This is a genomic window from Granulicatella sp. 572.rep1_STHE (genome assembly GCF_001073445.1).
Taxonomy (GTDB): domain Bacteria; phylum Bacillota; class Bacilli; order Lactobacillales; family Aerococcaceae; genus Granulicatella; species Granulicatella adiacens.
On record NZ_JVBO01000022.1, the window covers coordinates 51,500 to 74,828 of the forward strand.

20 protein-coding genes and 1 other RNA gene are annotated in these 23,329 nt (G+C 35.8%); 17 read left to right on the forward strand and 4 right to left on the reverse strand.

Annotated features, from left to right (window positions below; all coding sequences use genetic code 11):
• The first annotated feature begins 89 nt into the window (after positions 1-89).
• From pflB to ADH99_RS05960, 11 genes are all read left to right on the forward strand, one after another.
• Positions 90-2,318: a formate C-acetyltransferase gene (gene pflB, locus ADH99_RS05910; protein WP_005605338.1), complete on the forward strand. Its 2,229-nt coding sequence runs from the start codon at positions 90-92 to the stop codon at positions 2,316-2,318.
• A 304-nt stretch (positions 2,319-2,622) separates the two neighbouring features.
• The gene (gene pflA / locus ADH99_RS05915) at positions 2,623-3,384 is read left to right on the forward strand and encodes a pyruvate formate-lyase-activating protein (RefSeq protein ID WP_039848759.1); all 762 of its coding nucleotides are present in this window, start codon (positions 2,623-2,625) and stop codon (positions 3,382-3,384) included.
• 138 nt (positions 3,385-3,522) lie between these two features.
• On the forward strand, positions 3,523-4,452 hold the full coding sequence (locus ADH99_RS05920; protein WP_049555563.1) for a manganese-dependent inorganic pyrophosphatase: 930 nt from the start codon (positions 3,523-3,525) through the stop codon (positions 4,450-4,452).
• A 61-nt stretch (positions 4,453-4,513) separates the two neighbouring features.
• A complete protein-coding gene (locus ADH99_RS05925) occupies positions 4,514-5,392 on the forward strand; it encodes a VOC family protein (RefSeq protein ID WP_049555562.1) in 879 nt (292 codons plus the stop codon).
• Complete coding sequence (locus ADH99_RS05930; RefSeq protein ID WP_005605346.1) at positions 5,389-6,282, forward strand: YitT family protein; 894 nt, start codon at positions 5,389-5,391, stop codon at positions 6,280-6,282. The genes ADH99_RS05925 and ADH99_RS05930 overlap by 4 nt, the downstream gene beginning before the upstream one ends.
• A 52-nt stretch (positions 6,283-6,334) precedes the next feature.
• Complete coding sequence (locus ADH99_RS05935) at positions 6,335-7,174, forward strand: YitT family protein (protein WP_049555622.1); 840 nt, start codon at positions 6,335-6,337, stop codon at positions 7,172-7,174.
• Between the two features lie 13 nt (positions 7,175-7,187).
• Complete coding sequence (locus tag ADH99_RS05940; RefSeq protein WP_049555561.1) at positions 7,188-8,822, forward strand: CHAP domain-containing protein; 1,635 nt, start codon at positions 7,188-7,190, stop codon at positions 8,820-8,822.
• A gap of 173 nt (positions 8,823-8,995) precedes the next feature.
• Positions 8,996-9,988, forward strand: coding sequence for a mannose/fructose/sorbose PTS transporter subunit IIA (locus ADH99_RS05945; RefSeq protein WP_049555560.1), 993 nt, complete (start codon positions 8,996-8,998; stop codon positions 9,986-9,988).
• 20 nt (positions 9,989-10,008) lie between these two features.
• Positions 10,009-10,821, forward strand: coding sequence for a PTS mannose/fructose/sorbose transporter subunit IIC (locus ADH99_RS05950; protein WP_005605354.1), 813 nt, complete (start codon positions 10,009-10,011; stop codon positions 10,819-10,821).
• 14 nt (positions 10,822-10,835) lie between these two features.
• The gene (locus tag ADH99_RS05955) at positions 10,836-11,762 is read left to right on the forward strand and encodes a PTS system mannose/fructose/sorbose family transporter subunit IID (protein WP_049555559.1); all 927 of its coding nucleotides are present in this window, start codon (positions 10,836-10,838) and stop codon (positions 11,760-11,762) included.
• Positions 11,763-11,785: 23 nt separating this feature from the next.
• Entirely contained in the window at positions 11,786-12,148 is a 363-nt protein-coding gene (locus tag ADH99_RS05960) for a DUF956 family protein (RefSeq protein WP_049555558.1), read from the forward strand.
• A 31-nt stretch (positions 12,149-12,179) separates the two neighbouring features.
• Here ADH99_RS05960 and ADH99_RS05965 read toward each other — a convergent pair whose 3' ends face one another.
• The gene (locus ADH99_RS05965) at positions 12,180-13,121 is read right to left on the reverse strand and encodes a diacylglycerol/lipid kinase family protein (protein ID WP_049555557.1); all 942 of its coding nucleotides are present in this window, start codon (positions 13,119-13,121) and stop codon (positions 12,180-12,182) included.
• A 100-nt stretch (positions 13,122-13,221) separates the two neighbouring features.
• Between ADH99_RS05965 and ADH99_RS05970 the strand changes: the two genes are divergently transcribed.
• Positions 13,222-14,334, forward strand: a complete 1,113-nt coding sequence (locus tag ADH99_RS05970) for a hypothetical protein (RefSeq protein WP_049555556.1) — start codon at positions 13,222-13,224, stop codon at positions 14,332-14,334.
• 137 nt (positions 14,335-14,471) lie between these two features.
• Entirely contained in the window at positions 14,472-17,078 is a 2,607-nt protein-coding gene (clpB, locus tag ADH99_RS05975) for an ATP-dependent chaperone ClpB (protein ID WP_049555555.1), read from the forward strand.
• 48 nt (positions 17,079-17,126) lie between these two features.
• On the opposite strand, the gene ADH99_RS05980 is transcribed toward clpB, so the two are convergent.
• The 3 genes from ADH99_RS05980 to gpsB all read right to left on the reverse strand — a co-directional run bounded on the left by ADH99_RS05980 (position 17,127) and on the right by gpsB (position 19,169).
• Positions 17,127-18,275, reverse strand: coding sequence for a THUMP domain-containing class I SAM-dependent RNA methyltransferase (locus tag ADH99_RS05980; RefSeq protein ID WP_049555554.1), 1,149 nt, complete (start codon positions 18,273-18,275; stop codon positions 17,127-17,129).
• 79 nt (positions 18,276-18,354) lie between these two features.
• An RNA gene (rnpB, locus tag ADH99_RS10175) (RNase P RNA component class B) lies at positions 18,355-18,711 on the reverse strand.
• A gap of 44 nt (positions 18,712-18,755) precedes the next feature.
• Entirely contained in the window at positions 18,756-19,169 is a 414-nt protein-coding gene (gpsB, locus tag ADH99_RS05985) for a cell division regulator GpsB (protein ID WP_005605364.1), read from the reverse strand.
• A 168-nt stretch (positions 19,170-19,337) separates the two neighbouring features.
• On the opposite strand from gpsB, the gene prmA reads away from it, so the two are divergent.
• The 4 genes from prmA (at position 19,338) to ADH99_RS06000 (ending at position 23,325) form a co-directional block, all read left to right on the forward strand.
• Entirely contained in the window at positions 19,338-20,282 is a 945-nt protein-coding gene (prmA, locus tag ADH99_RS05990; protein WP_049555553.1) for a 50S ribosomal protein L11 methyltransferase, read from the forward strand.
• Positions 20,283-20,783, forward strand: coding sequence for an RsmE family RNA methyltransferase (locus tag ADH99_RS10660; protein ID WP_049555552.1), 501 nt, complete (start codon positions 20,283-20,285; stop codon positions 20,781-20,783).
• The gene (locus ADH99_RS10665) at positions 20,783-21,031 is read left to right on the forward strand and encodes an RsmE family RNA methyltransferase (protein WP_275452443.1); all 249 of its coding nucleotides are present in this window, start codon (positions 20,783-20,785) and stop codon (positions 21,029-21,031) included. Before ADH99_RS10660 ends, ADH99_RS10665 begins: the two co-directional genes overlap by 1 nt.
• A 77-nt stretch (positions 21,032-21,108) precedes the next feature.
• Positions 21,109-23,325 (forward strand): RelA/SpoT family protein, encoded by a 2,217-nt coding sequence (locus ADH99_RS06000; RefSeq protein ID WP_049555551.1) that lies wholly within the window; start codon positions 21,109-21,111, stop codon positions 23,323-23,325.
• Positions 23,326-23,329 lie beyond the last annotated feature (4 nt).

The window sequence follows — 23,329 nt, forward strand, 5'->3', positions numbered from 1 at the left end:
TGTATTGCACTTAGATTTAATTGTGTTATAATATTTGTGTAGATAGCTGTTATAAGTTTCACAACCAATTATCTAAGGAGGAAAAATTTATGGAACAATGGAACGGTTTCAAAGGTAAAGTATGGAAAGAAGAAGTTAATGTCCGTGACTTTATCCAAGAAAACTACACACTTTATGAAGGAGACGACAGTTTCTTAGCTGGTCCTACAGAAGCTACTAAAGCTTTATGGGCACAAGTAATGGACTTGAACAAACAAGAACGTGAAGCTGGTGGTGTCTTAGATATGGACACTAAAGTTGTATCAACAATCACTTCACATGGTCCTGGTTACTTAAACAAAGATTTAGAAACAGTTGTTGGTTTCCAAACTGAAAAACCATTCAAACGTAGCTTACAACCATTTGGTGGTATTCGTATGAGTGAGCAATCAGCTGAAGCTTACGGATTCAAGATTGATGAAGAAATTTCTCGTATCTTCCGTGACTGGCGTAAAACTCACAACCAAGGTGTATTCGATGCTTACACTCCAGAAATGCGTGCAGCTCGTAAATCAGGTGTTATCACAGGTTTACCAGATGCTTATGGACGTGGACGTATCATCGGTGACTACCGTCGTGTAGCTTTATACGGGGTTGATCGTTTAATCGCTGAAAAACAAAAAGACTTCGCTAATATTGGCGATGGCACTATGTCAGACGATGTTATTCGTTTACGTGAAGAAGTTTCAGAACAATACCGTGCATTATTAGAATTAAAAGAATTAGGTAACATCTACGGATTCGATATTTCTAAACCAGCTTCAAACGCTCGCGAAGCTTTCCAATGGTTATACTTAGGATACTTAGCAGCTATTAAAGAACAAAATGGTGCGGCTATGTCTCTTGGACGTACTTCAACATTCTTAGATATCTATGTACAACGTGACTTAGAAAACGGAACATTAACTGAAGAACAAGCACAAGAGCTTGTTGACCACTTCGTTATGAAATTACGTTTAGTTAAATTCGCTCGTACACCTGAATACAACGCTTTATTCTCAGGAGACCCAACTTGGGTAACTGAATCAATCGCCGGTGTTGGTGAAGATGGACGTCCATTAGTAACTAAGAACAGTTTCCGTTTCTTACACACATTAGTAAACTTAGGACCAGCTCCAGAACCAAACTTAACAGTTCTTTGGTCAACTCGTTTACCAGAAAACTTCAAATTGTTTGCAGCTAAAACTTCTATTCAAACTTCTGCAATCCAATATGAAAACGATGATGTAATGCGTCCTGAGTGGGGTGACGACTATGGAATTGCTTGCTGTGTATCTGCTATGCGTATCGGTAAACAAATGCAATTCTTCGGAGCTCGTGCTAACTTAGCGAAAACATTATTATATGCAATCAACGGTGGTATCGATGAAAAATCTAAAGCGCAAGTTGGTCCTAAATATCAACCAATCACTTCAGAATACTTAGATTACGAAGAAGTAATGGCTAAATACAACGATATGATGGAATGGATTTGTGGTTTATACTTAAACACATTAAACATCATCCACTATATGCATGATAAATACAGTTACGAAAGACTTGAAATGGCATTACATGACACTGAAATTCTACGTACAATGGCAACTGGTATCGCTGGATTCTCAGTAGCAGTTGACTCATTATCAGCTATTAAATATGCGAAAGTTAAAACTATTCGTGATGAAGATGGCGTTGTTGTAGACTATGAAGTAGAAGGCGACTTCCCTAAATATGGTAACAACGATGACCGCGCTGACGAAATCGCAATTTGGTTATTGAAAGAATTCATGACTAAAGTTAAAAAACATAAAACTTACCGTAATGCTAAACATACAACTTCTATCCTTACAATTACTTCTAACGTAGTTTATGGTAAGAAGACAGGTAACACTCCTGATGGACGTCGTGCCGGCGAACCATTTGCACCAGGTGCTAACCCAATGCATGGTCGTGACACACACGGAGCATTAGCTTCATTGTCATCAGTTGCTAAAGTACCTTACAAATATGCATTAGATGGTATCTCAAATACATTCTCAATCATTCCTAAAGCTTTAGGACGTGAATTAGATGTACAAGAAGAAAACTTAGTTTCTATGTTAGATGGTTACGCTTCAAAAGGTGGTCACCACTTAAACATCAACGTATTCAACCGTGATACATTATTAGATGCTATGGAACACCCAGAAGAATACCCACAATTAACAATTCGTGTATCTGGTTACGCAGTTAACTTCATTAAATTAACTCGTGAACAACAATTAGACGTAATCAACCGTACAATGCACGAAAGCATGTAATCTTAAGGTGTGAGGTCGACTGTTCTGAAATAGACCACTGGAGGAAAATTCAAGAGGATGCAAAGCATCCGACGGAATTTTTCGAAGTGGAGGTATTTCAAGGAGACCGAACCGAATTACACAAAGTGTGAGGTCAACTGTACTAAGGAGACCGAACTAGATTACGAATGGTGTGAGGTCGACTCGCAAAATTGCTGAAATTAAGAAAACGGATGGGCAAAATCGTCCATCCGTTTTTTAATCGAAATGCCCTAAAGGACACGAATTGTGATATACTAGAAGAGAAAAGATAGGAGGAATAATGATGAGTGAACCAGTAACTGGATATATTCATTCTACAGAGAGTTTTGGTTCTGTAGACGGACCAGGTATCCGTTTTGTAACCTTCATGCAAGGTTGTCGTATGCGTTGTGAGTTTTGTCATAACCCAGATACTTGGAATATTGGGGGCGGTCATCCGATTACTTCTCAAGAATTACTCGATCAAGCATTGCAATATCGTGCATTCTGGGGACGTAAAGGTGGCGTAACTGTCAGCGGAGGAGAGCCTTTATTGCAAATTGATTTCTTAATCGATTTCTTTAAACGTTGTAAGAAAGCTGGAGTGCACACTACATTAGATAGTTGTGGAATGCCATTTACGTATGACGAACCATTCTTTTCAAAATTCGAAGAGTTATTAGAATATACAGATCTTATTTTATTGGATATTAAACATATTGATGATGAACAACATAAGAAATTAACAGGATGGACGAATAAAAATATTCTTCAACTAGCAGAATATTTATCAGACAAAGGGCAACCCGTATGGATTCGCCATGTGTTAGTTCCAGAACGTTCAGACTATGATGAATATCTCATCCGATTAAGTGAATTTGTAAGTAAACTGAAAAATGTATTGAAGTTTGAGATTTTACCGTATCATAAATTGGGTGTATATAAATGGAAAAATTTAGGGATTCCATATAAATTGGATCATATTGAACCACCAACTCAAGAACGTGTGGATAACGCTCGACGAATTTTAAGAACTGATGATTATAAAGGATTTTTAAATGCCTAACGAAATAACTGTTATAGTGTAAAAGCTATAACAGTTTTTTTATGTTCAATTTTTATGTATAAGTGCATTTTTTGTTGGTTTTAATTGGTAATTATGTTAAAATTGTCAATGTAAATTTAAATAGAGAGAGGCCATAAAATGAGTAAATTATTAGTTTTCGGACATCAAAATCCAGATACTGATGCAATTACATCAGCAATTTCATATGCTTTCTTATTACGTCAATTAGGTGAGGATGCAGAAGCAGTTGCCTTAGGGACTCCTAATGAAGAAACACAATATGCATTAAATTATTTCAAGAAAGAAGCTCCTCGAGTTATTGGGGATGTTTCACAAGAGACAAACCGTGTTGCTTTAGTGGATCATAACGAAGTACAACAAAGCGCAACTGGCGTAGAAAAAGTAGAAGTTGAATTTGTAGTGGATCATCACCGTATTGCAAATTTCCAAACAGCAAATCCTTTATTCTATCGTGCAGAACCTGTTGGATGTACGAATACCATTTTGTACAAAATGTATAAGGAATATGGAGTTGAAGTTCCTAAAGATATTGCTGGATTAATGGTATCTGCCATTGTTTCGGATACTTTATTATTCAAATCTCCAACATGCACACAACAAGATATTGAAGCAGCAACCGATTTAGCCAACATTGCTGAGATTGATGTTAATGTCTATGGTCTAGAAATGTTAAAAGCCGGAACAAATCTTGGTGACAAATCTGAAGCGGAGTTAATTGACTTAGATGCTAAATCATTTCCAATGGGTGGGGCAAATTTACGTATTGCTCAAGTAAACGTTGTTGATCCTGAAGAATTATTAGCTCGTAGAGAAGCCTTAGAAGAAAGCATGAGAGCAGCAAATTCAGAAAATGGATATGATACTTTTGTTTTTGTAATTACAAATATCTTAACAAGCGTCTCAACAGTTTTAGTTGTAGGAGATTATAAAGACAAAGTTGCCCAAGCGTTCAACTCAAGCTATACAGATGGATTACTTACATTACCAGGAGTTGTTTCTCGTAAAAAACAAGTAGTACCACCATTAACTGTTGCTTTTGAAGGATAAAATTTTGAGTGGGTGAGGAACAATTTTATTCCTCCCCATTTTTTTGTAAAGGAAATAAATCATGCGTAATTTGATACAATTTATGAAAGATTTTGTTGTTCCACAGTCAAAAAAAGAGTGGACGATTTCTTTAATTTCGATTACAGTTCGAAATTTAACCGTAATGAAAAAATTTTATACACAAATATTGGGTCTTTCTGTTTTGCAGGAATTTGATAATGAAGTTTTGATTGGTCATGGAAGAGGGAGTATCCCACTTTTTAAACTAGTCCAAGGAAATGGGGACGCTGATTCATTTTTAACAACCTATTCTATAGGTTTTCGTTTGGCAAAATCTTCTCAAATTGGTGAATTGATGAACCATTTTATTATGGAAGAACAAACGATTATAGGTTCAGGATTCGATGGTTATACAACTAATTTTTATATTATGGATCCAGAGGGAAATCGATTGAAATTTATGGTTGTTGAAGATAATTCTTCTCAAAAAGTGGATCAATATCTAGAAGGAAATGAAATGAAACGTTCGTTGCACGAATTTATTGATGGAATTGATGGAGCTTCTGAAGAATTTCCCGCAAGTGCGAGAATTACTCAACTTCATTATAATGTAATGGACGTAGAAGCAACAACTGAATTTTTAATAAACAACTTCTCGTTTAAAACAACATATGATTATGTAACGAAGCGAAATAACTTTAAAGTAAACCGTGATGGATATTCAGTAGCTATAAATTCCTGGAATGAAAGGAATAAGAATAGTAAGAGTATTTATGGGCTTTCCATGATTGAATGGCGGGTTCCAAATATGAAGGAACTAGAAAATCTTGTTCTCCATTTAGAAATGAATCAAGTTCCTTTTCATTATTATGATGCCTATTTAAAAGTCCCTACGAAAGATGGGATAGAATATTGTTTCAAAGTAGGTGATCATTCATGAGCTTACTTGAGAAATACTCATATCGTAAATACCGTAAAAATAAACTATTTCGTCACTTTATTTCAGTGATTGCCGTTATTATTTCGGGATTTTTACAAGCATTCACATTAAAAGTATTTATCCAACCTTCAAATTTACTTTCTAGTGGTTTTTTGGGTGTTGCAATTTTAATAAATCAAATATCCGAATTATTTGGTGTAGAGTTATCCATTTCGATTTTATTAATATTACTCAATATTCCTGTGGCCATTTTATGTTATAGAGGGATTAGTGCTCGTTTTACGTTTTATTCGATTCTTCAAGTTTTTGTTGGAAGTTTCTTTATTCGTGTTTTAAATTTTGATCCTTTATTTGTCGATGACACTATGTTGAATGTAATTTTTGGTGGAGTATTAAACGGCTTGTATGTTTCGCTCGCACTGAAAGGGAATGCTTCAACAGGGGGAATGGATTTTATTGCATTATATGTTTCGAATAAGAGCGGAAAAACCATCTGGCAACAAGTATTCTTATTTAATACATTATTACTTGTAATATTTGGGGCGTTATTTGGATGGAGAAATGCAGGTTATTCGATTATATTCCAATACATTTCTACGAAAGTGATTAGCACATTCCATCAGAGATATCATAGGGTTACATTACAGATTACGACTCGTTATGGGGAAGATGTTATGCAATCTTATTTAAAGAATATAAGGCATGGAATATCATGTGTGGACGCTATTGGAGGATTTAGTCGAGAAAAAATGTATCTATTACATACAGTAATTTCATCTTATGAAGTTATGGATGCCGTAGCTGTTATTAAAGAAGCGGATCCTCGTGCGATTATCAATCAAATTAGTACAGAAAACTTTTATGGAAGATTCCATAGAGAACCAGAGTAGGGAGGTAATTAAACTGCAAGCTATTTCTAAAAAAGATATTTTAAAATCGTTTATGCTCGTAACTTTAGGCTGTTTTTTATTTTCATACACTATTAACGCTGTAGTAATAGCTAATCATTTTGGTGAAGGTGGCCTTACGGGAGTAACACTTCTTATGTTCTATACGCTAAATATTGATCCTGCATTATCAAGTCTAGTTTTAAATGTTTTTTTATTAATCGTCGGTTATCGTTACTTAGAGAAGAAAACAATGATTTATACAGTTCTTGCTGTATTTGAATTGCCGATGTTTCTAAAATACACTCAAGAATGGCCAGTATTTGTACCTGAGAATCTAGTAGTAGCCTCGGCTGCTGCTGGTGTATTTGTTGGTATTGCTTTGGGACTTGTTATTTTAGGAAAAGGCACAACTGCTGGAACAGATATTATTGCAATGATGATGAATAAATATCTTGGATGGCCAGTTTCATCTTCATTATTGGTAATTGATACTATTGTCGTTACTCCTTTAGCTTTTGTAATAGGATTTGAGAAAGCTGTTTTAACGTTAATGATGCTATTTATTGCAAGTAAGGTTATTAATTTTATACTTGAAGGATTTAACCCACGAAAAGCAATAATGATTATTTCAAATCAGTACGAACTAATTGGTCAAACAATTCAAGAGCAATTAGACAGAGGAATCACGGTTCTTGATGGGCATGGATTTTACTCAAAAGATAAAAGACAAGTTCTTTATGTTGTAGTGAATCGTCAACAATTAATGCCAATTCAACGCATCATTCATGAAATAGATCCGAACGCCTTTGTTATTATTACAGATGTAAATCAGGTCATTGGAGAAGGATTTACTTTCTACTTTGACGACAGTGGAAATAAATTTTTGCATTAAAAGGATGGGGAGTATGAAAATTAAGAAAGCTTTGGGAATTTTTATAGGTTTACTTTTTATGAATGGACAAGCGGTTTTAGCAAATGAAAATCAAACAGAATCAACAGTGAATAAAAATGTTACTGAAGAAACTACTACCGTTGCAAAGCCTGAAAAAGATGAAGTCACTACAAAAGAAACGGTATTGAAAAAGAAAGAAGAGGCTCCTAATAAAGAAAAAGAAGTGAAACGCACCGGATGGATGAAGGATTCAAATGGGATTTGGTACTATTATAATCAAAATGGTGTTCTAGAGACTTCTAAATGGATTGGGGACTATTATTTAGAACATAATGGTCAAATGGCGACAAATAAGTGGGTAGATGATTATCGCTATTATGTTGATTCTTCAGGAAAATGGATACCAGGAAAAATCAAAAAAACCGGTTGGAAAAAGGAAGATGGTTTTTGGTACTATTATGACGTACAAGAAAATCTTACTCGAAACAAATGGGTCGATTCTTATTATTATTTAGGATCTGATGGGAAAATGAGTGTTGATAATTGGGTTGATAATTACCAATATTACGTCGATAAAGATGGTGTTTGGATTCCAGAAAAGCAAAAAGAAAATTGGATTAGATTAGATTCTATTTGGTATTTCTATGAAAATGGATTACCAGTAAGAAATGTATGGAAAGGAAATTACTTTCTACAAGAAGATGGCACAATGGCAACGAACAAATGGGTAGATGATTATCGTTATTTTGTTGGTGATAATGGTGCTTGGATTAGAGATAAGAAGATGAAATCTGGATGGGTAAAAGAGAATGGTTATTGGTACTTTTACGAAGGAAAAGAATCTCTAGTTAAAAATGCTTGGAGAGGTGATTATTACTTGGGTGAAACGGGAGAGATGCTCGTTAATCAATGGGTCGATCAAAATCGATACTATGTCAATGAGGATGGAAAATGGATTCCAGAAGCCCAAAAAGGGAAAGATGGATGGAAACAAAACTCTTCCGGTGATTGGTATCATTTTTCAAATGGTATTCCTTCCCGAAACAAATGGGTCGGAAGTTATTATCTTTTAGATGATGGAAAGATGGCAACCAATAAATGGGTAGATAATTTTAAATATTATGTAGGTTCTGATGGTGCTTGGGTTTCCAACATTAGCGAAGCTAAAAATCGTAAAGAAATCTTACTGGATTTAGCTCGAGGCTTTATTGGAGTAGAACAGTATGATCCTCTTCACCAATATTTGGTGAATCAATATAATTCTGGACCAAGTAGTTATAGTGGATATAAAGTACAAAGCTGGGATGATTGGTGCGATGTTTTTGTTTCATCTATGTACCAAATTGCGGGAATGATTGACCTTATTGATAAAGAAGCGTATGTTCCTTATCACATAAATATTTTCAAAAATAAGAGAATTTGGATTGGCAAATCAACACCAAGAGCTGGAGATATTGTAACTTTTGACTGGAATGGTGATGGTCTTGCAGATCATATTGCAATTGTTGAAAAAGTAGAAGATGGGAAAATCGTAACTATTGAAGGAAATACCACGGAACATTTGAATGTTGATGAGTCAAAAGTAGTGCGCCACACTCATCGCTTATCCGCATACTATATCATTGGGTACGCTCGTCCTAACTATTAATTTATGTTATAAAAAACCAGTCATTTTTGACTGGTTTTTTATCTTTTTTTATTGCTCAAAAAGCACTCAATTCAGCGTATATTAACGGTTGATTTTAGTGAAAAATTCCCAGTGTTGTGTTATTATAAATTAAATCAATAAAATGATTAAATTTATATAAAGGAGGTAGCTTTATGGTAGGGATTGTCATTGCAAGTCATGGTGAATTCGCTGACGGGATAAAACAATCTGGTTCTATGATTTTTGGAAACCAAGAAAAAGTTGAATCAGTTACATTTATGCCTAGTGAAGGCCCTGAAGACTTACAACGTAAACTGCGTGAGGCTGTTGATAAACTAGAGACAGAAGAAATTCTATTTTTAGTAGATTTATGGGGAGGAAGCCCATTTAACCAAGCAAATATTTTGTTCGAAGAAGATCCTGAACATCGTGCAATTGTTGCTGGTTTAAGCTTACCAATGCTTATTGAATCGTACGCTAGTCGTTTTTCAATGAATACTTCTCATAAAATCGCAAAGGCAATTGCACCAACTGCGATTGAAGGAGTTAAGATTCGTCCAGAAGCTCTTCAACCAGAAGAGAAGAAAGAGGAAAAATCTGCACCTTCAGCACCTGTTACTAACGGAGCCATTCCAGAAGGAACAGTTATTGGAGATGGGAAAATCAAATTCGTTCTTGCTCGTATCGATACTCGTTTGTTACATGGACAAGTAGCTACAAGCTGGACGAAAGCAACAAATCCAAACCGCATTATCGTAGTTTCTGATAAAGTTGCAAAAGATGACTTACGTAAGAAATTAATTGAACAAGCAGCACCTACTGGAGTTCGTGCTCATGTGATTCCACTAAATAAACTAGTTGAAGTTTATAACGATCCACGTTTTGGGGATACAAAGGCATTATTATTATTCGAAACACCGCAAGAGGCTTTAGAAGTTATTGAAAAAGGTGTTCATATTGATGAATTAAATATTGGATCAATGGCACACTCTGTAGGTAAAGTTCAAGTAAGTAATGCATTATCATTAGACCAAGATGATGTGGAAACTTATAAAAAATTACGTGACTTAGGTGTTAAAATGGATGTTCGAAAAGTTGTTTCGGATTCTCCTGCCGACATCTTTAAATTGATTGAAGCAAAGTCTAACGAAGGCTTGAAACTATAATAGAGAGATAGGAGATTATTATGGATTTTAATGTATTTCAAATTATTTTAGTCCTAATTGTCGCATTCTTAGCTGGTTTGGAAGGGATTTTAGATGAGTTTCAATTCCACCAACCAATTATTGCTTGTACATTAGTTGGGCTTGCGACAGGACATTTAACTGAGGGAATTATCCTTGGTGGTTCTTTACAAATTATTGCGCTTGCTTGGGCAAACGTAGGTGCTGCGGTGGCACCAGATGCTGCTTTAGCGTCTGTAGCTTCAGCTATTATTTTTATTAAAGGGAATGATTTTTCAGAAGGTGGACGTAACCTTGCTATTGCTACTGCTGTTACTTTAGGGACAGTTGGTTTAGTTTTAACAATGGTGGTACGTACATTATCAGTTGCATTAGTCCATAGAGCGGATGCAGCGGCTGAAAAAGGAGACTTCAAAGGAGTTTCATTCTGGCATTATGTTGCATTATGTTGCCAAGGGTTACGTATTATGATTCCAGCTGGATTACTTTTATTCTTACCTTCAGATGTTGTTCAAGGTTACTTAAAATCAATTCCTGATTGGTTTGCTAATGGTATGACAATTGGTGGTAACATGGTAGTTGCAGTGGGGCTAGCAATGGTTATTAACTTAATGGCTTCTAAAGAAACTTGGCCATTCTTCTTCATCGGTTTCGCAATCGCTCCTTTAAACGAGTTAACATTGATTGCAACTGGTGTTATCGCTTTAAGTTTAGCGTTAATTTACTTAAACTTATCTAATAACAGCGGAAATGGTTCAACTGGTGGACGTTCAGGTTCTGGAGACCCACTAGGTGACATTTTAAATGACTACTAAGGAGTGTGAATGAGATGACAGAGAAAAAAGTATCTTTAACGAAACAAGACCGCTTAAAAGTTATGTTACGTTCACAATTCTTACAAGGTTCTTGGAACTATGAACGTATGCAAAATGGAGGATGGGCATTCTCCCTAATTCCTGCATTGAAAAAATTATACCCAAATCCAGAAGATTCAAAAGCAGCGTTAAAACGTCACTTAGAATTCTTTAATACACATCCATATATTGCTTCACCGATTCTTGGGGTAACTTTAGCTTTAGAAGAAGACCGTGCAAATGGTGCGCCAATTGATGACGCAACAATTCAAGGGGTTAAAGTTGGTATGATGGGACCACTAGCTGGTATCGGTGACCCTGTATTCTGGTTTACTGCTCGTCCTATTTTAGGTGCGATTGCCGCTGGGTTAGCAGCAACGGGTTCAATCATTGGACCATTATTCTTCTTTATTGTTTGGAACTTAATTCGTATCGGTTTTATGTGGTATACACAAGAGTTAGGATATCGCCAAGGTTCTGAGATTACTAAAGACTTATCTGGTGGTATTTTACAATCTATTACAAAAGTTTCATCAATTGTAGGGATGTTTGTAATGGGGATTTTAGTACAACGTTGGACAAGTATGAAATTCCCACTTGTCTTAACAAAAGTACAATTGACGGCTGATCAATATATTCAAACACCTGGAAAAGATGATGTTGTGACTGGTGGACAACTTCAAGAGATTGTTGCTAAATTATTAGATGGTAAAAAATTATCGCCTGAAGTGGTAACTACTCTTCAAGACAACTTGAATAAATTGATCCCAGGATTGGCTGCTTTACTATTAACATTCTTTGTTATGTGGTTATTGAAGAAAAATGTAAAACCAATTTACATTATCTTCGGGCTATTTGTCTTAGGTATTTTAGCTGGTTTAACAGGAGTAATGGCTCCTTAATCCTACTTGATTGGAGATAGACTATGGCTGTTTCATTAAATACAAAAGCGATTTATAAAACAAAAGCAAACCTTTTTAATGGAGGACTAGGATTTAAAAATGGTGATATCCTTATTGGAGATCGCGCATTTGAATTCTATAATCATCAGAACCCGGAAAGCTATCTTCAAATTCCATGGGAAGAAATTAAATTGGTTAGGGCTCATGTCATGTTTAAAGGACGTTTTATTAGAGCATACTATATTGATACGAAACAAGCTGGAACATTTCAGTTTATTTCTTCAGATGCTGGACGAACTCTTAAAATGATGAGAGATTTTATTGGAAATGATAAAATCGTTAAAACTGAACCATTATTTAGTTTGAAAAAACTATTTAAAAAGTAATAAAAAGGCGAATGCTTTAGCATTCGCCTTTTTAAATTTCATTTGTAAGTAGAAAAGGATAATGATCCATGGAAAGATTCAAATTCACCGTTGGATATGTTACAAATTCTCCATCTTTTTGAGCTTTTATAGGTTCATTAATTTTTATATTGGCTTTTGTACATGAGTATTCTTTTAAATTTTTGGGAAACAGTTTGAAATGAGTCCCATTTGTTAAAATAAACGGAAAAGCTTTTAGAACTGTAAAAAGAGAAACTTTTCTTGCAATTGCAATTTGAAAATGATGACTTCCTTGTGTTGCAGAAGGTACAAAGCGAATCCCACCTCCAAAGTAGGCGTGATTAAAAGCTCCAAGTAGAAGATTTTTTGTAGAAGTAAAACTTTCTTTGTCATCAAGAGTGATTAGGGCGTCAAACTCTTTGCGTTCTTTAAAAGCCTTAATAATAGGTGTTAAGTAAGAAGCTTTTTTAATTCCTTTAGCTTGAAGGAGTGCTTGCCTTTGTTTTTGGTTTATTTCACAAATAGCAGCATCAATCCCAAATCCCATCGAATTTAAAATGATACCAGTTGTTTGTGAGTTTTCTTCTGAATAAGTAAGAAACTCTAAGTCAATAATATGATTCTTTGAAAGGTTTTCTATAAACTTTCTCGCGTGATGAGTTAAATTCATTTCCCGTGAAAAATCATTCCCAGTTCCAGCCGGTAAATAGCTAAGAGGTACAAAGATGTTCTGTTGTTTTAAATATTGAAGAGCTTCATTGAGAGTGCCATCACCACCAACAATAACGATTACGGTATGTTGATTTCGTTGCTGTAGATGTTTGTCCATCAATTCGGGAAGTTCTCCAGCTCTTTGAGTTTGAAATAACTTGAAGGGAATTCCTTTTTCTGTACAAACTTCAACAATATGATTGATTTGTTGCTGGCCTGAAAAACTGCCAGACATCGGATTTCCAAAAATAAATAAATTCATGAAATACTTCCTTTCGATTCTTCACAATTATAGCATAAATGAAAGTTAAAATAGAGTGATTTTTGCAAGAAATAACGTATAATGAAGATGAGGTGAAAGTATGGCTAATGATTTTTTTGAGCGAGTGTTAAATCCTACTTGGAAAAATTTAAGTAGAGAATCAAAAGAAGTAGTAATTCGAAATATACTACGCTTTTTCGTGAACCCAATACTAACAATTGAAGATTTAAAGTTTGTACAATATGATTACGCTGGTATTACAAATGATACGTTTGAAGTAACGATTGATGGTAGAGTTTTTGTTTTTGTACCTGGTCAGAAAGAGGTTGTTCTTGGGTGGGATAGCGGTTTGTCAGGACTTTCAGGTCTTGACTGTAGTGAAGAGAGGCAAGAACTAAGATATGCGTTTAAACGTTATTTGAACCAACACGTAACGGGGTTTATGTTTTTAAATCAAAATGTTCAAGAGAAAGATCTTTCTTCTGAAAAGCTAACTACGCAAATTGTTGAAGATGGCATTAATTTGATGACATCTGAATTAAGAAAAGTTGATATTCCAGCAATGTTAGTTGAAAAAAAGCCTAATTTCGTTGGCTTAAAATTTATTGGTCATTATTCTGTGGTCACTGGTCAGATAGATGGGGAAGACATGGTATCAAGTGAAACATTATCTATTTTAGAAGAGGCCATTACTCCAGATAGTTCTTTAGAAGCTCTTTTTCAAGAATTTCCAAGAGCAGTAAGAGTCGATCAGTACTTCATGCAACAGGATATTCAAAATCCAGATCTTTTTGCGTGTTATGTAGCAGATCCAGTTAGTTATGATGAAGGACGCAAAGAGATAGAAAGATCCGGAATGGGACTTTTAAATGAAGATGAATGGGAATATTGTTGCGGTAGTGGAACGAGACGTTTATTTAAATGGGGAAATCAACTACATAGAACTCTGTTGCAGGATGAGTTCAAGTCTCCTTTATGGCAAGAGAATATGTTTGGTTTAGAAATTGCAAACGCTGAATTCGGACCAGAAATTATAGAAGGTCGTCCATATACCAAAGGGGCTTGGCTTGAAGAAAACTTTAAAGCACCTGTGTTAAATTTATTACCTCTTTCTTCTTACTATTCAGTAAATCTGCCACTTTTTGTTGATCCAAACGGAAAATTAGCAGCAGGATATTATTGTATAAGAAGAGCTATTCGAATAGAAATGTAATAGTAAAAGCAGCTACTCAAGTGGCTGCTTTTAAATTTTTATTAAGGTCAAAAAAAGTCAAATAAAACTATTGACCTTTCCTGACTAAAGGTGTATACTTAATTCATGGTCAAGAGACCACAAAAGGAGGAATGAAGATGAATATTGAAAAAATGACAACAACAATGCAACAAGCATTAGGCCAAGCGCAACAAATTGCGATGGTCCGTAAACATCAAGAAATAGATATTCCTCATTTATGGAAAGTATTTATGGAACCAAATCACTTTGCTAGAAATTTATATAGTGATTTACAAGTGAATGACAAAGAATTTGAGGAATTAATTGATAAAGAATTAGACCGTATTTCTGTAGTGGAAGGGCAAAATGTCCAATACGGTCAAAGTATGAGTCAAAACTTATATCGACTCTTTACAGAAGCAGAAAAGATTAGAGAAAGCTTTAAAGACGATTACTTATCTACAGAGGTAGTTGTACTTGCATTAATGGAACTACAAAATCATCCATTAACACGCTATTTAGTACAACATCATATAACCAAAGAAAATTTGAGAGCTCGTATTGAAGAGCTAAGAGGGGGAGAACGTGTGACAAATCAAAATCAAGAAGAACAATATGAAGCATTATCAAAATATGCACGTAATTTAAATGAAGCCGTTCAATCTGGTAAACAAGATCCAGTCATTGGACGTGACGAAGAAATTCGAGATGTAATTCGAATCTTATCTCGTAAAACAAAAAACAACCCTGTCTTAATCGGGGAACCTGGTGTAGGTAAAACGGCTATCGTTGAGGGATTAGCTCAACGTATCGTTAAAAAAGACGTACCGGAAAACTTAAAAGATAAATTAATCTACTCATTAGATATGGGTGCTTTAATCGCGGGGGCAAAATACCGTGGTGAATTCGAAGAACGTTTGAAAGCTGTTCTTAAAGAAGTAACAAAATCTGAAGGACGCATCATCTTATTTATCGATGAAATTCATACAATTGTGGGTGCTGGTAAGACAGAAGGCTCAATGGATGCTGGTAACTTACTAAAACCAATGTTGGCTCGTGGTGAACTACATTGTATTGGTGCTACAACTCTTGACGAATACCGTGAAAATATGGAAAAAGACAAAGCGTTAGAACGTCGTTTCCAAAAAGTACTTGTTCAAGAACCAACTGTTGAAGACACTATTTCAATTCTTCGTGGGTTGAAAGAACGTTTCGAAATCCACCACAGTGTAAATATTCACGACAGTGCGTTAGTGGCTGCTGCGACTTTATCAAACCGTTATATTACTGACAGATTCTTGCCAGATAAAGCGATTGACTTAGTCGACGAAGCCTGTGCTACAATCCGCGTTGAAATGAACTCAATGCCAACTGAACTTGACGCAGTCACTCGTCGTTTGATGCAACTTGAAATCGAAGAACAAGCATTGAAAATGGAAAAAGATGACGCTTCTCAAAAACGTCTTGCTATTTTACAAGAGGAATTAGCAGAACAACGTGAAAAAGCCAATAACCTCAAAATGAAATGGGAAATCGAAAAAGAAGAAGTCAATAAAATCCGTAATAAACGTGAAGAAATCGACCGTGTTAAACGTGAATTAGAACAAGCAGAAGCTGATTACAATCTTGAAAAAGCGGCCGAACTTCGTCACGGACGTATTCCAGCTCTTGAACAAGAATTGAAGGAATTAGAAGAACAAAATAAAGCGAATGCTGAAAGCACGCAACGTCTCGTTCAAGAATCAGTAACGTCTGAAGAAATTGCTCGAGTAGTGGGTCGCTTGACGGGTATTCCTGTAACAAAATTAATGGAAGGTGAACGTGAAAAACTTCTTCACTTAGAAGATATTCTTCATGAACGTGTGATTGGTCAAGATGAAGCTGTACAAAAAGTAGCTTCAGCAGTCCTTCGTTCTCGCGCAGGCTTGCAAAATCCTAGCCGTCCAATCGGTAGCTTCTTGTTCCTAGGACCTACAGGGGTAGGTAAGACAGAACTTGCTAAAGCTCTTGCAGAAGATTTATTCGACTCAGAAGACCATATGGTTCGTATCGACATGAGTGAATATATGGAAAAACATTCAGTGTCTCGTTTAGTGGGAGCTCCTCCAGGATATGTTGGATATGAAGAAGGAGGCCAATTGACAGAAGCTGTTCGTCGCAATCCTTATACAATTGTTCTTTTAGATGAAATTGAAAAAGCGCATCCAGATGTATTTAATATCTTATTACAAGTATTAGACGATGGACGCTTAACCGATTCTAAAGGACGTGTAGTAGACTTCAAGAATACAGTGATGATTATGACAAGTAATATCGGTTCACAATTCTTGCTTGAAAATCAAGGTGAAACAATCGATGAAGAAACTCGTACAGCAGTAGAGGGTGTCCTAAAAGCAACCTTCAAACCAGAGTTCTTGAACCGTATCGACGAAACAATCTTCTTCACACCACTTTCTAAAGACAATATTCGTGGAATCATTACGAAGATGTTGAAACAATTAGCCAAACGTGTAGAAGATCAAGAAATCGTCCTAAGCTTCACAGATAAATTGAAAGATTGGATTGCAGATAATGCTTATAATCCAGTGTACGGTGCTCGTCCAATTTCTCGTTATATTCAACGTGAAATTGAAACGCCACTTGCTAAAGAAATCATCCGTGCAAGCATCCTTCCAGGCGACCAAGTGAAATGTGATTTAGGAATTGATCATGTGACATTTGAAGTCATCGGAAAGAATGAATAATAGGTAAAAATAAAACGCAATGGACATTTGTCCATTGCGTTTTTTGCTTTATTGTTCTTCTTGAATACGACGTTTTCTAATACCCCAGAATTGAAAGTAGTCAGTACGAATAGCGCCGTTATAAAGTTTGCGTTTCTTTGTCGCTTTTTGGCCATAGTAATCTTCAAATGTTAAGTCACTCGTTAAAATATATTTACTCCAAGTTGTCAGTGGTGCATAGGTTTCACCCATTTGTTTATAGATGGCTTGAGCTTGTTCTTCAGAAAGAAGACGTTCTCCGTATGGTGGGTTTGCCACGATAATTCCATTTTCTTTCTTTGTGCGAAAGTCCTTCAACTGCATTTGTTTGAATTCGATTTGGTCCGCGACTCCTGCTTTAATCGCATTTTGTTTAGCAATCTCAATCATTGAGCCATCAATATCGGCACCAAGAATATCGAGTTGGATATCAGTGCGGATTTCTTTTCTTGCTTCTTCTCTGACTTTATCAAATACGCCTGGAGTAAAAAAAGTCCATTTTTCAGCAGCAAACGAACGATTCAATCCAGGAGCGATATTCTTACCAATCAGAGCTGCCTCAATTGGGATTGTCCCAGAACCACAAGTAGGGTCGTAGAACGGTTTATCAGGATACCAGCTTGTAAGCATCACAAGAGCCGCAGCCATGTTTTCTTTCAGCGGTGCTCCACCTTTTTCAGTACGGTAACCACGTTTGAAGAGACTAGTTCCGCTCGTGTCGATTGTAAGAGTCACAACATCTTTTAAAATTGCGACTTCGATAGGATAGAGGGCACCAGATTCGGGTAAGTGAGTACGACGGTGGTAAGCCTCGCTTAAACGATTGACAATCGCTTTTTTAACGATGGATTGGCAGTTAGGAACACTGTGAAGAGTGGATTTCACAGATTTACCAGAAACTGGGAATTCAGCATCGACTGGAAGAATTTTCTCCCAAGGAATTGCTTTTGTTTGTTCAAAGAGCGAGTCGAAAGTTTTTGCAGTGAACTGTCCCATAATGATTTTGATACGGTCTGCAGTTCGAAGCCAAATATTTGTACGAGCGATATCGTAGTCGTCACCTTCAAAGAAGGCTTTTCCGTTTTCGACTTGAACTTCGTATCCCAAGTTGCGTAATTCTTTACCCACAAGAGCTTCGATACCGGCAGCAGCAGTTGCTACTAATTTATATTTTGTCATAGATTTCTCCTTTATTCGTAAAAAGAGGAGTGGACACAAGGCCTCACTCCTTACCATTTGATAAAATCCTGAAGTAAACTTCTATAAGCCATGTTCTGTTCCATTTAATAGCAGGATCTATTAAATTTCAGTAATCATCTGTCTACACATGATGTGTCTCTTTTTTCGTTCATTTCCTAGTAAGAGTGCCCCTACCATAAGTTTGGGTTGCTCGCTCGAGGGGTTTACCGCGTTCCACCAATTTCGTTTCCAAAATTGCTTCGTCACTGTGGCACTTTCAAGAATACTAGAGCATAGCATTGCCGTAGCACGTTTTTCTGCCGTCAACATGAAGTTGCCTTAGCTTATTGTTTCGCTAAGCACGAACACTACAAGCATCTCAGCTTGTGCGAGCATGGACTTTCCTCAGCATTGAATGCCGCGATTACTCAAAGTTTACTTAGTAATTAGTTAAATGTATCAATATTGATACATTTATGATTAATAATCGTTGTCACGTAATGGTGTAATTACACGTGTTTTATAAAAATCGTCATCATCTTCTGTTGAATCCAATGAAGAATGAGCACCATTTCCTTCCTCTAACTTCGAATCAAAAACATGTTTTTCTAGATTTGAAAGTCTTTTTAAAATATCAAAGTTAGTCACTCCTGAAGAAGAAACATTAGAAGTACGATTTACTTTTGATACAGTTGCTTGACGAGATAATTCGTCTACTTTCGTTAATAAACGTTCGTTTTCTGCTTGTAAAAAGCTGATTTCCTTTTGGAATGTGTCATAATCACGAATAATTAAGTCTAAAAATGCATCGACTTCTTCAATATCAAAACCTCTGAATGAGCGTTTAAATTGTTTTTGTAAAATATCTTTTGTACTTAATGAAATACGCGCCATAATTGCTTTCCCCTTTTTTAATCAATCATAATAATCATTAATTTAATTTATCTTCTTTATGATACTAAAATCACTAGAAAAATACAAATACGACAGAGTTATTTTTAGTTATTTTTAATGAAATTTGATATAATTTTTAAAAATAAACTTGTAAAGTAGAGGATTATCATGAATTGGTTAGAAGTATCGGTAAATACACATTCAGAAAGTGTAGAAGTAGTAAGCTCTATTCTGATTGAATTAGGTTCCAAAGGAGTTTCTATTGAAGATCCACAGGACTATTATCAATTAACGGATGAACAACTTGAATGGTTAAAAGTTCAACAAAAAGATCTTTACGAAACAGATACAGTAATCGTTAAAGGATATTTTCAACCTTCACAGTGGTCAAAGGATTCAGATGTCCTTCTTCATGAAAAACTAGAGGAAATAAAAGTTTATGGCTTACAAACAGGACCGCTATCCGTTCAGGTGAAGGAAGTAGGAGAAGAAGACTGGGCTAATGCATGGAAACAATATTATTTTCCTGTGCGTGTCACGAGATTTTTAACAGTGGTTCCTAGTTGGGTTGATTATGAAAAGGAACAAGATGATGAGTTATTAATCGAATTGGATCCTGGTTTAGCATTTGGAACAGGAACACATCCAACGACTCAATTGTCCCTAACAGCTTTAGAGCAAACGATTCGAGGAAATGAGAGTGTTTTGGATGTAGGTACAGGATCTGGTGTTTTAAGTATTGCTTCTAAACTATTAGGTGCAAGTAAGGTGACTGCATTTGATATTGATGAAATGGCTACTCGAGTTGCAAAAGAAAACATTGCATTGAATCCTACCATTGGTGAAATCGAAGTTTATGAAAATAATTTACTTGTTGGAGTAGATCAGAAGAGTGACTTAATCGTTGCGAATATTTTGGCTGAAATTTTACTTCAAATGCCCGAAGATGCTTATCGAAATCTGAATGATGATGGAAGGTTAATTTTATCTGGAATCATAGAGTCAAAAGCAAATGAAGTGAAGCAAGCTTTTGAAAAAGCTGGATTTACTCTTGTTGAAAGAATGATAATGAGAGAGTGGAATTGTTTTATTATGAAAAAGGATGTTGAGTAAATGCAACGTTATTTTGTAAAAGGAATCGTTAGCGAAACGACTCATTCACTTGAGTTTTCAAAAGAACAGATTCATCAGTTGAAAAAAGTAATGAGAATGAAAGTAGAAGAGCAGTTTGAAGTTGTGGATGAGAATAGTACCTTAGCCATAGTTGAACTAGTTTGTTTAGAACCTTTTGAAGTAAGAGTTATTAAGACCTTAAATCAAAAGGTAGAACTTCCCGTATTCACCGCAATTGCAGTCGGTTTATCAAAAGGAGACAAATTAGATTGGATTGTTCAAAAAGCAACGGAATTAGGAGTTAATGAAATTATTCCTATTGAGATGTCTAGAAATGTTGTGAAATGGAACAAGGATAAAGCTAGCAAAAAAACTGAAAGACTACAAAAGATAGCAGAAGAAGCAAGCGAACAATCTCATCGATTAAAAGTACCCTTTGTTAGTGAAGTAATGACGATCGACAGTTTGATTGAATACACAAAACCGTATCAGCAAAATTAATTGCCTATGAAGAAGCTGCAAAAGAAGGCGAAACGGTTCAACTTGTAAAGAGTTTACAAGCTTTAAAAGAAGGAGAAAAGATTGTTTTCGTTTTTGGTCCTGAAGGCGGCATTGACGAAAAAGAAGTAGCCAAATTACAAATGAATGAGTTTCATACTTGTTCATTAGGGCCAAGAATTTTACGAGCAGAAACGGCTCCTTTATATGCTTTAAGTGCATTATCATACCAATGTGAATTACTCCAATAAACTTCAGTTGACGATATTCGTTTAGAGCGGTACTATAAATTACTACATGCAATCAAGAAATGCTTAAGGAGATTCAAATGTCTAAAAATAAGACTTATACCTCAGATGATGTCCTTGCAATGTGTAAGGAGTACATGAATGAGAAGCACATTCAATTTATAGAAAAAGCGATTTATTTCGCAACCTTCGCTCATAAGGAACAAGTGCGTAAATCAGGTGAAGCGTATATTGTTCATCCTATCCAAGTTGCTAGGATTCTTGCGGAATTAAAGCTGGATCCTGATACTATTGCAACAGGGTTTCTTCATGATGTCGTTGAAGATACAGGGTTTAGTATCGATGATATTGAGTATGAGTTTGGAAAAGATGTAGCATTTCTTGTAGAAGGTGTCACAAAATTAGGAAAAATCAAATATAAATCTCACGCAGAACAACAAGCGGAGAATCACCGTAAAATGCTTCTTGCGATGGCTAATGATTTGCGTGTAATTATGGTAAAACTAGCTGATAGACTACATAATCTTCGTACATTAAAATTTCATAAGCCTGAAAAACAAAGAATGATTGCGGAAGAAACGCTTGAAATTTATGCACCGTTAGCACATCGTCTAGGGATGAACAAAATTAAGTGGGAATTAGAAGATACGTCTCTTCGTTATTTAAACCCACAACAATATTATCGTATTGTTCATCTCATGAATTCAAAACGTGATGAACGTGAAGAGTACATTGAAACGACGATTGAAAATATTAAAGAAGCGACTAAAGATTTGGAAATTGAAGCGGTCATTTACGGACGTCCAAAACATATTTATTCCATTTACCGTAAAATGAAAGATCAAAAGAAACAGTTTAGCGAGATTTACGATTTACTTGCGATCCGTGTTTTAGTGGATAGTATTAAGGATTGCTACGCAGTACTTGGAGCGATTCATACGAAATGGAAACCAATGCCAGGTCGTTTTAAAGACTATATTGCGATTCCAAAAGCGAATATGTATCAATCCATTCATACAACCGTGATTGGTCCTGGTGGAAGACCTGTGGAAATTCAAATCCGTACCTTCGAAATGCACCAAGTAGCTGAGTACGGGGTTGCAGCTCACTGGGCTTATAAAGAAGGAAATAAAGAAAAAGTTACGAACGACCCATTGCAAAAACAATTAGATTGGTTTAAGGACTTAATCGAACTTCAAAATGAAACTAAAGATGCAAAAGACTTTATGAATAGTGTGAAGGGAGACATCTTTGGAGATAAGGTTTACGTCTTTACGCCAAAAGGAGATGTATCTGAGCTTCCTCTAGGTTCTGGACCACTTGATTTTGCTTATAATATTCACACTGAGGTTGGTAACAAAACAGTAGGGGCCAAAGTCAATAATAAGATTGTTCCATTGAACTACCAGTTAAAGACTGGGGATATTGTTGAAGTATTGACTTCTGCTAATTCATTTGGACCATCTCGTGACTGGATTAATCTTGTTTATACGACTCGTGCAAAAAATAAAATCAAACGTTTCTTTAAGTTACAAGATCGTGATGAAAATATTATCAAAGGACGAGAGTTACTTGAAAAACAAATTACTGAGCTTGGATTTAACTTCAAAGACTTTATGACAAAACAAGGCATGAAAGACATTGCTTCTCGCTTCAACTTTGGAACGGAAGAAGATTTGTTAGCAGCAATTGGCTTTGGAGAAGTCTCTTATCAAACAGTTGCCAATAAGATGACCGATAAAGCTCGTAAAGAAATCGAGGACCAAAAAGTTGTTGAAACTGCTTTTGAGAAAACAACAACTCAAGGACAGAAGAAAGAAAGTCAAAAGATGAAAATTCGTCACGAAGGTGGCGTGATTATTGAAGGAGTAGACAATCTTTTAATTCGTTTAAGCCGTTGTTGTAATCCAGTTCCTGGGGACGACATTGTTGGTTATATTACAAAAGGACGCGGTATTTCCGTTCATAGAAAAGACTGTCCAAATGTTCAACTGCCTGAAAGCGAACAAAACCGTTTAATCGAAGTGGATTGGGAGGATGCTGCCAACACGGGTCAACAATACGATACAGAATTAGTTGTTGAAGGATATAACCGTAATGGATTGTTGAATGAAGTCTTGAATGTTATCAACAGTACGACGAAATCGTTAAATTCAGTAAATGGGAAAGTTGATGCGAATAAGATGGCGACCATCTCCGTCAATATCGGAATTATGAATACGCAACAATTAGACTTTATTGTGGATAAGATTAAGCAAATTCCAGATGTATACAGTGTACGTCGTGTGATTTCATAGGAGG